12 protein-coding genes are annotated in these 12,884 nt (G+C 69.5%); 11 read left to right on the top strand and 1 reads right to left on the bottom strand.

Annotated elements, in window-relative coordinates; translation table 11 throughout:
- Nucleotides 1–29 precede the first annotated feature (29 nt).
- The 10 genes from murC to F6J84_RS09390 all read left to right on the top strand — a co-directional run bounded on the left by murC (nt 30) and on the right by F6J84_RS09390 (nt 8,496).
- The gene (murC, locus tag F6J84_RS09435) at nt 30–1,439 is read left to right on the top strand and encodes a UDP-N-acetylmuramate--L-alanine ligase (RefSeq protein ID WP_150973256.1); all 1,410 of its coding nucleotides are present in this window, start codon (nt 30–32) and stop codon (nt 1,437–1,439) included.
- 4 nt (nt 1,440–1,443) lie between these two features.
- A complete protein-coding gene (locus tag F6J84_RS09430) occupies nt 1,444–2,502 on the top strand; it encodes an FtsQ-type POTRA domain-containing protein (RefSeq protein ID WP_150973254.1) in 1,059 nt (352 codons plus the stop codon).
- A 255-nt stretch (nt 2,503–2,757) separates the two neighbouring features.
- Nucleotides 2,758–3,921: a cell division protein FtsZ gene (gene ftsZ, locus F6J84_RS09425; protein WP_150973252.1), complete on the top strand. Its 1,164-nt coding sequence runs from the start codon at nt 2,758–2,760 to the stop codon at nt 3,919–3,921.
- 86 nt (nt 3,922–4,007) lie between these two features.
- A complete protein-coding gene (locus F6J84_RS09420) occupies nt 4,008–4,697 on the top strand; it encodes a YggS family pyridoxal phosphate-dependent enzyme (protein ID WP_150973251.1) in 690 nt (229 codons plus the stop codon).
- 30 nt (nt 4,698–4,727) lie between these two features.
- Nucleotides 4,728–5,201, top strand: a complete 474-nt coding sequence (locus tag F6J84_RS09415) for a cell division protein SepF (protein WP_150973249.1) — start codon at nt 4,728–4,730, stop codon at nt 5,199–5,201.
- 6 nt (nt 5,202–5,207) lie between these two features.
- A complete protein-coding gene (locus F6J84_RS09410; RefSeq protein ID WP_150891759.1) occupies nt 5,208–5,507 on the top strand; it encodes a YggT family protein in 300 nt (99 codons plus the stop codon).
- Between the two features lie 93 nt (nt 5,508–5,600).
- Entirely contained in the window at nt 5,601–6,215 is a 615-nt protein-coding gene (locus tag F6J84_RS09405; RefSeq protein WP_150973247.1) for a DivIVA domain-containing protein, read from the top strand.
- A gap of 8 nt (nt 6,216–6,223) precedes the next feature.
- Nucleotides 6,224–6,877: a signal peptidase II gene (locus tag F6J84_RS09400; protein ID WP_150973244.1), complete on the top strand. Its 654-nt coding sequence runs from the start codon at nt 6,224–6,226 to the stop codon at nt 6,875–6,877.
- A 1-nt stretch (nt 6,878) separates the two neighbouring features.
- Nucleotides 6,879–7,799 carry an RluA family pseudouridine synthase gene (locus F6J84_RS09395; protein ID WP_150891756.1) on the top strand — a complete coding sequence of 307 codons (921 nt, stop codon included), beginning with the start codon at nt 6,879–6,881 and terminating at the stop codon, nt 7,797–7,799.
- 127 nt (nt 7,800–7,926) lie between these two features.
- Nucleotides 7,927–8,496, top strand: a complete 570-nt coding sequence (locus F6J84_RS09390; RefSeq protein WP_150973242.1) for a GNAT family N-acetyltransferase — start codon at nt 7,927–7,929, stop codon at nt 8,494–8,496.
- Between the two features lie 157 nt (nt 8,497–8,653).
- Here F6J84_RS09390 and F6J84_RS09385 read toward each other — a convergent pair whose 3' ends face one another.
- Nucleotides 8,654–9,124: an NUDIX hydrolase gene (locus tag F6J84_RS09385; RefSeq protein WP_150973240.1), complete on the bottom strand. Its 471-nt coding sequence runs from the start codon at nt 9,122–9,124 to the stop codon at nt 8,654–8,656.
- Between the two features lie 196 nt (nt 9,125–9,320).
- On the opposite strand from F6J84_RS09385, the gene dnaE reads away from it, so the two are divergent.
- The gene (gene dnaE / locus F6J84_RS09380; protein WP_150973238.1) at nt 9,321–12,833 is read left to right on the top strand and encodes a DNA polymerase III subunit alpha; all 3,513 of its coding nucleotides are present in this window, start codon (nt 9,321–9,323) and stop codon (nt 12,831–12,833) included.
- Nucleotides 12,834–12,884: the final 51 nt, after the last annotated feature.

Raw genomic sequence — 12,884 nt, 5'->3', positions numbered from 1 at the left:
CAGGCACGCGAACCTAGACTTGCAGGGTCATGATCAGACCCGACCTGAGCCTTCCCCTGCCCACCTCGATCGAGGCCGCGCACTTCATCGGCATCGGCGGATCCGGCATGTCCGGGCTCGCCCGGATGTTCCTCGCCCGCGGCATCCGCGTCTCCGGCTCGGACCGCTCCGACAGCCAGGCCCTGCGCGACCTCGCCGCCGCGGGCGCCGACGTGCACGTCGGGCACGACGCGGCGCACCTCGGGGATGCGGACACGGTCATCCACACCGGCGCGATCTGGCCGGAGAACCCCGAGTTCGTCACGGCCAAAGAGCGCGGACTCTCCGTCATCCACCGGTCGCAGGCGCTGCACTGGCTCATCGGCTCCCGGCGCCTGGTCTCGGTCGCGGGTGCGCACGGCAAGACCACCTCGACGGGCATGCTCGTCACGGCCTTGCAGGAGCTCGGCGCGGACCCGAACTTCGTCAACGGGGGAGTGATCGCCCAGCTCGGCATCTCCAGCGGCACCGGCGCGGACGAGCTCTTCGTGATCGAGGCCGACGAGTCCGACGGTACGTTCCTGCTCTACGACACCTCGATCGCGCTCATCACGAACGTCGACCCCGACCACCTCGACCACTGGGGCTCGCGGGAGGCGTTCTTCGACGGCTTCGCGCGGTTCGCGGATGCGGCACGTGAAGCGGTCGTGATCTCGGCGGATGATGCCGGCGCGCGCGAGGTCTCGGCGCGTCTGACGCATCCGAACGTGCTCACCTTCGGTCTCGACCCGGCCGCGGACGTGCGGATCACCGACGTCACGACCGACGGACCCGCCGCGTTCACCGTCTCCCGGGACGGGCGGAGCGCTCGCGTGCAGCTCGCCGTCCCCGGTGCGCACAATGCCGTCAACGCCGCGGGCGCGGTCGCCGTGCTCACCACCCTCGGGTACGACCTGGCGGATGCGGCGCGTGCCGTCGAGGCCTTCTCCGGCACCGTGCGGCGGTTCGAACTGCACGGGACGCAGCGCGGCGTGCGCGTGTACGACGACTACGCGCACCACCCCACGGAGGTGGCCGCAGCCCTCTCCGCCGCCCGCACCGTGCTGGGGGACGGGCGTCTCATCGCCGTGCACCAGCCGCACACCTACTCGCGCACGCAGCTCATGTCCGCCGAGTTCGCCCGGGTGCTGGAGGAGCTGGCCGACGAGACGGTCGTCCTCGACGTCTACGGTGCCCGGGAGGATCCGGTTCCCGGGGTCACCGGAGCACTGGTCAGCGAGGCGTTCGGGGACCCCGAGCGCGTCCGATTCGTCGCGGACTGGCAGGATGCCGCGGACTACACCGCATCCATCGCGCGGGAGGGAGACTTCGTCGTCACCCTCGGATGCGGGGACGTCTACCGCATCATCCCTCAGATCCTCGCCTCGCTCGGCGCGTCCGCCCCGGCCGGGAGCCGCTGAGCCGATGCGTCGCCCCTCGCCGCTGCCGACTCCCGCGGGGGCGTCGTCCTCGCGCGGCCGCGACGAGCCCATCCGGCCGCGCCGGGACGACACGCACGACGCGCCGTCGGCGGCCCCGTCGCCCGAGGGTGCGGAGCCGGACCCGCAGGACCAGGACGCGCAGGAGACGGCGCCGATCGTGCCGCTCCTCCTCCCGCTCCCGGTCCGTCCGGTGACCCCCGACGAGGCGGCGCCGGTGGCGGACCCGAAGCGCCCGGACGACGCTGCCGCGACGGCCGACCCCGCGGCGGAGACGGGACCGGTCCGGATGCGGGACGTCTGGCGCGCCGGGCGGGCACGACGCCGCGCGCTGCGCGCCGAGGTCCGCCGGTTCACCGTGCGTCAGCGGCGCCGGCGGATGGTGTGGCTGGGTGTCGCGGTGTCCCTGGTGCTCCTGACGGTCGCGACGGTCGGCGCGGCCTACAGCCCGCTGTTCGCCGTGCAGCGGATCCAGGTGGTGGGCAATCAGCAGCTCGGCGCGGATGAGGTGGCGGCGGCCCTCGAGGGGCAGGTCGGCACGCCGCTCGCCGCGATCGACGAGTCCGCCGTCAAGGCGGCGCTCGTGCAGTTCCCGCTGGTCGAGTCCTACACGCTGGAAGCGCGGCCGCCGCACGACCTGATCGTCCGGATCGTGGAGCGCACGCCCATCGGCGTGCTGTCGTCCGCATCCGGGTACACGCTCGTGGATGCGGCCGGCGTCGCCCTCGCGACCACCCCCGATGCCCCCGAGGGTCACCCCCTCCTGGACGTCACGGGCGGCACGGGCTCGCGCGCCTTCGAAGCGGCGGGGACCGTGATGCGCGCGCTGCCGCCGGGGTTGCGCGGCCAGGTGACCGCCGTCACCGCATCGACGGCCGACGATGTGACGCTCACCATGGGCGCGACGAACACGCGGGTGGTGTGGGGGAGCGCGGAGGAGTCGTCGCTCAAGGCCCTGCTCCTGGAGAAGATCATGGTCACGCGGCCGCCGGACGGTGTCGCGGTGTACGACGTGTCCTCGTCCGAGGCGGTCGTCGTCCGCTGACCGGCACGCGTAGGCCGCTCTTCCGAGCGATCGCGATCGCCGTTCCGCGGGCGCCGGGGAGCCCGCGAATGCGGCGCGCCCGGGAAACCGAATCCGGGGGATTGTGCGACACGCCCACGATGCGCGGGGTGTGCCTGCTGCATCCGCATACCTTCATGACAGGAATGAGATACCGGGCAATTCTTTAAACTTCTAGCTGAGGTTTAAGGTTCAGGCCCGGCCGGGACATGGGTTCGGGACGAGACGGAGGCCGGCATGAGCCAGAACCAGAACTACCTTGCAGTGATCAAGGTCGTCGGAGTGGGCGGTGGCGGTGTCAACGCCGTCAACCGCATGATCGAGCTCGGGCTGCGCGGGGTGGAGTTCATCGCGGTGAACACCGACGCGCAGGCGCTGCTCATGAGCGACGCCGACGTCAAACTCGACGTGGGCCGCGAGCTCACCCGCGGGCTCGGCGCAGGTGCCGATCCCGAGGTCGGGCGACGCGCTGCCGAGGACCACGCGGAGGAGATCGAGGAGGCGCTCGCGGGCGCCGACATGGTCTTCGTGACCGCCGGAGAGGGTGGCGGGACGGGGACCGGTGGTGCGCCGGTCGTCGCGCGCATCGCCAAGTCCATCGGCGCCCTCACGATCGGTGTGGTCACCAAGCCCTTCTCCTTCGAGGGGCGCCGTCGGCAGAGCCAGGCCGAAGCCGGCGTGACGAAGCTGAAGGAAGAAGTCGACACGCTGATCGTCGTGCCGAACGACCGGCTGCTGGAGATCAGCGACCGCGGCATCTCGATGATCGAGGCGTTCGCGACGGCCGACCAGGTGCTGCTCGCCGGTGTGCAGGGCATCACCGACCTCATCACGACCCCCGGCCTGATCAACCTCGACTTCGCGGATGTGAAGTCCGTCATGCAGGGCGCCGGCTCGGCGCTCATGGGCATCGGCTCCGCGCGCGGAGCCGACCGGGCCATCAAGGCCGCGGAGCTCGCCGTCGAATCGCCCCTGCTGGAAGCGTCGATCGAAGGCGCGCACGGCGTGCTGCTGTCGATCCAGGGCGGATCGAACCTCGGCATCTTCGAGATCAACGACGCCGCACAGCTGGTGAAGGAGGCCGCGCACCCGGAGGCCAACATCATCTTCGGAACCGTGATCGACGACACGCTGGGCGACGAGGTGCGGGTGACCGTCATCGCCGCCGGCTTCGACAGCGGCGAGCCGAGCCCCCGTCTGGAGCCGGTGCTCGCTGCCCGTCCCGCGGTCAACCCGCTCACGAGCCCCGCGCCGGTCGTGCCCGTGGCGGAGCGGCCCGCGCCCCCCGTCCCGGTCGAGGAGCCGGTGGCCGTGCCGGTCTCGGTCGGCGCGACGGAGCCGTCGTCCTACGACTCGGCCTTCGGCGACGACGACCTCGACATCCCGGACTTCCTCAAGTAGGACGTCCGGCTCGACTGGGCGGGTCCGCGTGCTTCGCGCCGCGGACCCGCCCGCACCATATTCCCCACCCGCCCGACGGAGGACACGTGCAGGACCAGCTCGCCCGGCGACTCGCCGAGATCGACGACCGGATCGCCGCAGCCGCGCGCGATGCCGGACGGGACCCGGCGGAGCTGACGCGCATCGTCGTCACGAAGTTCCACCCGGCGTCCCTGGTGGAGGAGCTGTATGCGCTGGGCGTGCGCGACGTCGGCGAGAACCGGCAGCAGGAGATGACGGCGAAGACGGCGGAGACCGCCGCGCTCGTCGATCTGCGCTGGCACTTCATCGGCCAGGCACAGACGAACAAGGCCCGCGCCGTGCGCGCTGCGGCATCCGTCGTCCACACGGTCGACCGGGCACGCCTCGCGGACGCGCTCGACCGCGCCGCGGAGCCCGGGCAGGACGTGCTCGACGTGCTCGTCCAGGTCAACATGACCGACGACCCCGAGCGCGGCGGCGTCGCCCCCGATGGGCTCGTCGCCCTCGCCGAGCACGTCAGCGGATGCTCGACGCTGAAGCTGCGCGGATTGATGGCCGTCGCGCCGCTCGACGAGGAACCCGCGCGGGCCTTCGCGCGCCTCCACGGATACGCCGAACGAGTGCGCGCCGTAGCCCCCGAGGCGCGCTGGATCTCTGCCGGGATGACGGGGGATTTCACCGAGGCGATCCAGGCGGGTGCGACACACCTGCGGATCGGCTCGGCAATAACGGGCCCGCGCCCTCTGCGCGGATAGCCTCGAACTGACGAGCAAACGGAGGATGCGATGTCGAACCCGCTGAAGAAGACCATGGTGTACCTGGGCCTCGCCGACGAGGAAGAGGTGTACGAGGAGGAAGCGCCCACCCGCGCGACCCGCAAGAGCGAGCAGCAGCAGCAGGCCGTGGAGAAGGTCGCCGCGCCCGTGACGCCGCTGCACCGTCCCGCCGTGGTGCGCCAGCCTGCCGTCGGCGCCGTGACGGAGATCCTGACGGTCCACCCCAAGCAGTACCGCGACGCGCAGATCATCGCGGAGAACTTCCGCGAGGGCATCCCCGTCATCATCAACCTCTCGCAGATGAGCGACGCCGACGCGCGCCGGCTCATCGACTTCGCGAGCGGCCTGTCGCTGGGGCTGTACGGCCGCATCGAACGGGTCACCAGCAAGGTCTTCCTGCTTTCCCCCGAGAACGTCGCGGTGTCCGGCGACGGAGCGGTCGCCCAGGCCGATCCTGAGGCTGCACCGTTCACGCAGCCGTAGTCGACCGTGGAGATCGTCCGCCTCCTCGCCTCGATCGCGAACACCCTGCTGCTGATCTACGTCCTGGTGCTGCTGGCACGGTTGATCCTGGAGTACATTCCGATCTTCAACCGTGAGTGGCGCCCCAAGGGCGCGGGTCTCGTCGCTGCCGAGCTCGTCTACACGGTCACCGACCCGCCGATCAAGCTGCTGCGCCGTTTCATCCCTCCCCTCCGCATCGGACCGATCGCGATCGATTTCGCTTTCGCGCTCACGATGCTGCTCTGCTTCATCCTGCTGTCGGTGACTCGCTCCCTCGCGGGGTGATTCGCGCCCGACTATGCTGTCCTGAAGCGGCCCGTTCGCGGGCATCACCCCCCTGACATCGGCATGCCGCCACGCCCCGAAAGAGGAATCATCATGGCATTGACACCGGATGACGTCGTCACCAAGCAGTTTCAGCACGTACGTTTCAAGGAGGGGTTCGACCCCGACGAGGTCGATGACTTCCTCGATGAGATCGTCGTCGAGTGGCGCAAGACGATCGCCGAGAACGAAGAGCTGAAGGCGAAGCTCGCCGCCTACGAGTCGGGCGAAGCCGCCCCGGCTGCGGCGGCTCCCGCCGAAGAGAAGGCTCCCGAGCGCGAAGAAGCCGTCGTCGAGGAGGCTGTGGTCGTCGAGACGCCCGCGCCGGCCGCCGAGAACGGTGCGGCCGCGACCGCGGGCATCATCGAGCTGGCCCAGCGCCTGCACGACGAGCACGTCGCCGAGGGTAAGGCGCAGCGCGACGCGCTCATCGCCGACGCCCAGGCGCAGGCCACGGCCATCGTGTCCGAGGCCGAGGCCAAGGGCCGTGCCGAGATGGAGCGCCTCGAGAAGGAGCGCACCGTCCTCGAGAGCCGCATCACCGAGCTCCGCCAGTTCGAGCGCGACTACCGCTCGCAGCTGCGCAGCTTCATCGAGGGCAAGCTCCGCGACCTCGAGACGTCGTCCACCGGCACCGGCAACACCCCGGTCTCGGCCATCGGCCTCTAGGCCGGCCGTTGACGGCTCGACCACCATTGCGTGCGGCGGCGGCCGGCATCATCATCGCCTCTCTGGCGGTGCTGGTGCTGGCCGCCGACCAGTTCACCAAGTTCCTCGCCATCGCCCTGCTCCCCTCCGAGCAGCCGGTGCAGATCCTCGGTGACGCGCTCGTCTTCTATCTGATCCGCAACCCCGGGGCCGCGTTCTCGCTCGGCGAGGGAGTGACCTGGGTCTTCACGATCGCCCTGGCGGCGGTCGCCATCGCGATCATCGTGATCTCGCGCCGGGTGCACTCGCGGGCTTGGGCGATCCTGCTCGGCCTGCTGCTGGGCGGCGTCCTCGGGAACCTCACCGATCGGCTCTTCCGGGAACCCGGTTTCCCGGTCGGGCATGTGGTCGATTTCATCTCCACGCCGTGGATGATGCCGGCGATCTACAACGTCGCCGACATCTTCATCGTCACCATGATGATCGGCGTGGCACTCCTGGTGCTCATCGGTCTCCGGTTCGACGGCACCCGCGAACGTGCGGCGGAGACGCCCGTGACGGCGGATGGCGAGGCCACCCCGGTCGGGACCGGCACCGACCGCGACGCCGCGTTCCCGGTCGGGAACCCCGACGTCGGTGCTCCTCCGACGGCATCCGATGCCGACGAATCGCGTCGGGACTGACATGGAGACGCGTTCGCTGCCCGTCCCGGACGGGCTCGACGGTGTCCGTGTCGACGCCGCCCTGGCCAAGATGCTCGGCTTCTCGCGCACATTCGCGGCGGATATCGCCGATGCGGGCGGCGTGACGCTCGACGGCCGGGAGATCGGCAGATCCGACCGCCTGCGCGCCGGTGGCTGGCTCTCCGTGGAGTGGACGCCCAAGCGGGAGCCCGAGATCGTTCCGCTCGCGGTGCCCGATCTCGGCATCGCGTACGACGACGACGACATCGTCGTGGTGGACAAGCCTGCCGGCGTGGCGGCGCATCCGTCGCTCGGCTGGGAGGGGCCCACGGTGCTCGGCGCGCTGGCCGCCGCCGGGTTCCGGATCGCCACGACGGGCGCCGCGGAGCGGCAGGGCGTCGTCCACCGGCTCGACGTCGGAACCAGCGGGCTCATGGTCGTCGCGAAGAGCGAGACGGCGTACACGGCGCTCAAGCGCGCGTTCAAGGAACGTGAGGTGGAGAAGATCTACCACACGGTGGTGCAGGGGCATCCGGATCCGCTCGCCGGTACGATCGACGCCCCCATCGGCCGGCATCCCTCGCACTCGTGGAAGTTCGCCGTCCGCCCCGAGGGCAAGGACTCGGTCACCCATTACGAGACGCTCGAGGCGTTCCCCGGTGCGTCGTTGCTCGAGGTGCATCTGGAGACCGGGCGCACACACCAGATCCGCGTGCACATGGCCGCGCACCGGCATCCGTGCGTCGGCGACCCGCTGTACGGCAGCGACCCCACGCTTTCGGCACGGCTGGGTCTCACCCGGCAGTGGCTGCACGCCCACGAACTGTCCTTCACTCACCCGGGAACGGGGGAGTGGGTGACCTTCACGTCGCCGTATCCTGCCGACCTCGCCCACGCGCTGGCGGTTCTCCGCGGGGAGTGACCCCCGCGGTCCCGCGGTTCTTCTCCCGCGAGACTGCATGCACGGCACGAGACGGACGTGTTCACGCGCTGTCTCGTGCGCAGGATGCAGTCTCGCGCGTTCTGCGGGGCGGTGGCACAGTATCGGCATGACGATCACGGTGCGCCCTGCCACATCGTTCGAGGACATCCGCACGATGGTGGGACCACGGCGTCCCGACGCGAACGTGTGCTGGTGCCTGAGCTATCGGCTGCCGAGCGGTGAGAACCGCGCGCTGACCGGCACGGCCCGCGGCGAGCGGGTGCGGGATCTGCTGGCCGGGGGAGCGCCCGGCGTCCTGGCCTACGACGGCGCGGATGTGGTCGGCTGGGCGGCCGTGCACCGCCGGGCCGACACGTCGTTCGCACGCAACCGGAGGATCCCACGACTCGACGACCGGGATGTCTGGAGCGCGTGGTGCATCCGCGTGCGCCCCGGTCATCGCGGTCAGGGGATCTCCCATCGGCTGCTGGACGGGGCAGTCGAGTTCGCGCGCGCCGAGGGGGCGCCGGCGATCGAGGGCTATCCGGTCGACAACCGCGGCGCGAAGGTCGATCTGACCATGGCGTACGTGGGGACGAAGGCCCTGTTCGAGCAGGCCGGCTTCCGCCAGGCGGCCCGCACGGACTCGGTGCTGAACGGGTTCCCCCGGGTACTGATGCGCCTGGACCTGGGCTGACCTCCGCCCCCCGCCGCGCGCGCGCCCGCGGCCGCGCGGAGCCGCTGTCGTGCGAGGTGCGTTCAGCCCGCGAGACTGCAGGCACACCACGAGACGGACGTAACCAGCCGCAGTCTCGTCGCGTGCGTGCAGTCTCGCGGGAGCGAGGGCCGTCCGGTCAGCGTCCGCCCTCGAAACGCGAGGGCCCGTCCTGCAGGGCCATCGCGATCCGCTCGCGCATATCCGCATCCACCTCGCCGAGGTCGTCGAAGGGGAACCAGCCGACCTCCGTCATCTCCCCGTCCGCGGGGTAGGGGTCGCCGGAGAGCCAGGTGCAGCGGAACGTGAGGTCGAGGTAGTCGGTCCGGTCGCCGTTCTCGTAGGTCACCCGCGGGATCTGGTGCACCCACGCCAGGCGGTCCACCCGGATGGTGACCGCGGCCTCTTCGAGAGCCTCGCGGCGCGCCGCATCCGCCGGCTCCTCGTGCGGGTCCACGATCCCGGTGATGGGGGTGAGGGCGCCGTTGTCGACGCGGCGACCGAGCAGGACCCGATCGCCCCGCACGATCACGGCGGTCACGCCGGTGAGCGTGAGGGGATGGGTGCCGACCATGCGGCGCAGTTCGAGGATGAAGTCCGGGGTGGCCATCCGTCCACGGTAGCGCCGGCGCCCCCGGGGATCCCGCGAGACTGCAGGGCAACCACGAGACGGATGCAGCCACGCGCTGTCTCGTGCGCAGGATGCAGTGTCGCGGGAAAAAGGGGGAGGGGTAAGGGGAAGGGAGAACGGGCCGGGGCGACACACCGGGCCCGCCCGCGGGGGTGGCCGAACGTAGACTCGAGGGGTGGCAGCAGACTCCTTCGTACACCTTCACGTGCACAGCGAGTACTCGATGCTCGACGGAGCCGCCCGTATCGGTCCCATGGTGCAGGAGGCGTCCCGGCTCGGGATGCCCGCCATCGCGGTCACGGACCACGGCAACACGTTCGCCGCTTACGAGTTCTACAAGACCGCGAAGGCCGCGGGCATCAACCCCATCGTGGGGATCGAGGCCTACGTCACCCCCGGGACCCACCGCTCCGACAAGTCCCGCGTGCGCTGGGGGAGCCCCGAGCAGTCCGGCGACGACGTCTCCGGCTCCGGTGCGTACACGCACATGACCCTGCTCTCGCAGACCAGCGAGGGCATGCACAACCTCTTCCGGCTGTCCTCCAAGGCCAGCATCGAGGGGTACTACTTCAAGCCGCGCATGGACCGCGAACTCCTGCAGACCTATTCCACAGGGCTCATCGCGACCACCGGATGCCCCTCCGGCGAAGTGCAGACCCGGCTCCGCCTCGGTCAGTACGACGCTGCGCGTGCTGCAGCCGCCGAGTTCCAGGACATCTTCGGCAAGGAGAACTACTTCGCCGAGATCATGGACCACGGGCTGTCCATCGAGCGGCGCGTGATGACGGATCTCCTGCGGCTGTCGAAGGATCTCGACATCCCGCTCGTCGCGACGAACGACTCGCACTACACGCACCAGCACGACTCCACCAGCCACGCGGCGCTCCTGTGCGTGCAGTCCGGATCGACGCTCGACGATCCCAAGCGTTTCAAGTTCGACGGCGACGGCTACTACATCAAGTCCCCGGCCGAGATGCGGCAGATCTTCCGCGACCACCCGGAGGCATGCGACAACACGCTGCTGATCGCCGAGCGGTGCAACGTCGAGTTCAACACCAGCGCGAACTACATGCCGCGCTTCCCCGTGCCGGACGGCGAGACCGAGGAGTCCTGGTTCATCAAGGAGGTCGAGAACGGCCTCAACGAGCGCTACCCGAACGGCATCCCCGAGGACGTGCGCCGTCAGGCGGAGTACGAGACCGAGGTCATCGTGCAGATGGGCTTCCCGGGCTACTTCCTCGTCGTCGCCGACTTCATCAACTGGGCGAAGAAGAACGGGATCCGGGTGGGTCCCGGGCGTGGGTCCGGCGCCGGGTCCATGGCCGCCTACGCCATGAAGATCACCGACCTCGATCCGCTCCAGCACGGCCTCATCTTCGAGCGCTTCCTGAACCCGGACCGCGTCTCGATGCCCGACTTCGACGTCGACTTCGACGACCGCCGGCGCGCCGAGGTGATCCAGTACGTCACGGAGAAGTACGGCGACGAGCGTGTCGCGCAGATCGTCACCTACGGCACGATCAAGGCCAAGCAGGCGCTGAAGGATGCCGGGCGCGTGCTCGGGTTCCCGTTCAGCATGGGGGACCGGCTGACCAAGGCGATGCCGCCGGCCGTGATGGGCAAGGACATGCCGCTGGACGGCATGTTCGACCCCCAGCACCCCCGGTACAAGGAGGCGTCCGAGTTCCGGAGCGTCATCGAGACCGACCCCGAGGCCAAGACCGTGTTCGACACGGCGGTGGGCCTGGAGAACCTGAAGCGCCAGTGGGGCGTGCACGCCGCGGGTGTGATCATGTCCAGCGATCCGCTGATCGACATCATCCCGATCATGCGCCGCGAGCAGGACGGCCAGATCGTCACCCAGTTCGACTACCCGGCGTGCGAGTCGCTCGGGCTCATCAAGATGGACTTCCTGGGGCTGCGCAACCTCACGATCATCAACGATGCGCTCGACAACATCGCCGCCAACCGCGGCTTCCCGCTCGTGCTGGAGGATCTGACCCTCGACGACCAGGCGTCCTACGAGCTGCTCTCCCGCGGAGACACGCTGGGTGTCTTCCAGCTCGACGGCGGCCCGATGCGGTCGCTGCTGCGTCTCATGAAGCCGGACAACTTCGAGGACATCTCGGCCGTCATCGCGCTCTACCGCCCCGGCCCCATGGGCGCGAACTCGCACATCAACTACGCGCTGCGCAAGAACGGGCAGCAGGAGATCACGCCGATCCACGAGGAGTTCCGGGAGTCGCTCGCCGACATCCTGAACACCAGCTACGGCCTCATCATCTACCAGGAGCAGGTGATGGCGATCGCGCAGCGGGTCGCCGGATTCAGCCTCGGCCAGGCCGACATCCTGCGCCGCGCGATGGGTAAGAAGAAGAAGTCCGAGCTGGACAAGCAGTTCGCCGGGTTCCAGGCGGGCATGCACGCCAACGGCTACTCGGACGAGGCCGTGCAGAAGCTCTGGGAGATCCTCCTGCCCTTCTCGGACTACGCCTTCAACAAGGCGCACTCCGCGGCCTACGGCCTCGTGTCGTACTGGACGGCCTACCTCAAAGCGCACTATCCCGCCGAGTACATGGCGGCGCTGCTCACGAGCGTCGGCGACTCCAAGGACAAGATGGCGATCTACCTCAACGAGTGCCGACGGATGGGGATCAAGGTCCTCCCGCCGGACGTGGGGGAGTCCATCAAGTACTTCGCGGCCGTCGGCGAGGACATCCGCTTCGGGCTCGGCGCGGTGCGCAACGTCGGATCGAACGTCGTCGAGTCGATCATCGAGGCACGCGCCGAGAGCCGGTTCACGTCGTTCCACGACTTCCTGAACAAGGTGCCCGTGCACGTCGCGAACAAGCGCACGGTGGAATCCCTCATCAAGGCGGGGGCGTTCGACTCGCTCGGCAACACCCGCCGGGCGCTCCTGGAGATCCACGAGGACGCCACCGAGCAGGCCGTGCTGGACAAGCGCCGGGAGGCGCACGGCGAGGTCGGGTTCGACTTCGACAGCCTGTGGGACGAGCCGCAGCAGGTGACCAAGGTTCCCGAACGTCCGGAGTGGACCAAGAAGGACAAGCTCGCTTTCGAACGCGAGATGCTGGGCCTGTACGTGTCCGATCACCCCCTCGCGGGGCTCGAGATCCCGCTCGCGAAGCACGCGTCCATCGGTATCCACGACCTGTTGGCCTCCGAGGACCTCCCCGACGGAGAGCAGGTCACGATCGCCGGGCTCGTCACGAACGTGCAGCACCGCGTGGCCAAGGCGAGCGGCAATCCGTACGGCATGATCACCGTCGAGGACTTCAACGGCGAGATCACCGTGATGTTCATGGGCAAGACGTATCTCGAGTTCCAGTCGCAGCTCGTGGCCGACTCCATCCTCGTCGTCCGTGGCCGGGTGTCCCGCCGTGACGATGGGATGAACCTGCACGCGCAGAGCTGTTTCTCGCCGGATCTCGGGGCGGTGGATGCGGCCGGCGCCCTCGTGCTCGTGATGCCGGAGCAGCGCGCGACCCAGAGCGTCGTGGAGGATCTCGCGGCGGTGCTGCGCCGTCACCGCGGCGACACCGAGGTGACCCTGAAGCTCCACCGCGACGGCATGGCCAAGATCTTCGAGGTCCCGCACCCGGTGTCGGTGAGCGCGGATCTCTTCGGCGATCTCAAGGGCCTGCTCGGCCCGAACTGCCTGGGCTGAGTCGCTCATGGTCGCCGTCGGTGACCGTGGTTAGGATCGAACCTACTTCGC

The sequence above is a fragment of the Microbacterium caowuchunii genome, assembly GCF_008727755.1.
Lineage (GTDB): Bacteria > Actinomycetota > Actinomycetes > Actinomycetales > Microbacteriaceae > Microbacterium > Microbacterium caowuchunii.
This window is presented reverse-complemented; position numbering and strand designations above follow the sequence as displayed.

Excerpts from the sequence above, each read along its gene's own strand:
- F6J84_RS09405 (WP_150973247.1), top strand. The coding sequence starts at position 5,601 with ATGGCATTGACACCGGATGACGTCGTCACCAAGCAGTTTCAGCACGTA.
- F6J84_RS09385 (WP_150973240.1), bottom strand. The coding sequence starts at position 9,124 with ATGGCCACCCCGGACTTCATCCTCGAACTGCGCCGCATGGTCGGCACC.
- F6J84_RS09390 (WP_150973242.1), top strand. The coding sequence starts at position 7,927 with ATGACGATCACGGTGCGCCCTGCCACATCGTTCGAGGACATCCGCACG.
- ftsZ (WP_150973252.1), top strand. The coding sequence starts at position 2,758 with ATGAGCCAGAACCAGAACTACCTTGCAGTGATCAAGGTCGTCGGAGTG.
- murC (WP_150973256.1), top strand. The coding sequence starts at position 30 with ATGATCAGACCCGACCTGAGCCTTCCCCTGCCCACCTCGATCGAGGCC.
- F6J84_RS09395 (WP_150891756.1), top strand. The coding sequence starts at position 6,879 with ATGGAGACGCGTTCGCTGCCCGTCCCGGACGGGCTCGACGGTGTCCGT.
- F6J84_RS09430 (WP_150973254.1), top strand. The coding sequence starts at position 1,444 with ATGCGTCGCCCCTCGCCGCTGCCGACTCCCGCGGGGGCGTCGTCCTCG.
- F6J84_RS09415 (WP_150973249.1), top strand. The coding sequence starts at position 4,728 with ATGTCGAACCCGCTGAAGAAGACCATGGTGTACCTGGGCCTCGCCGAC.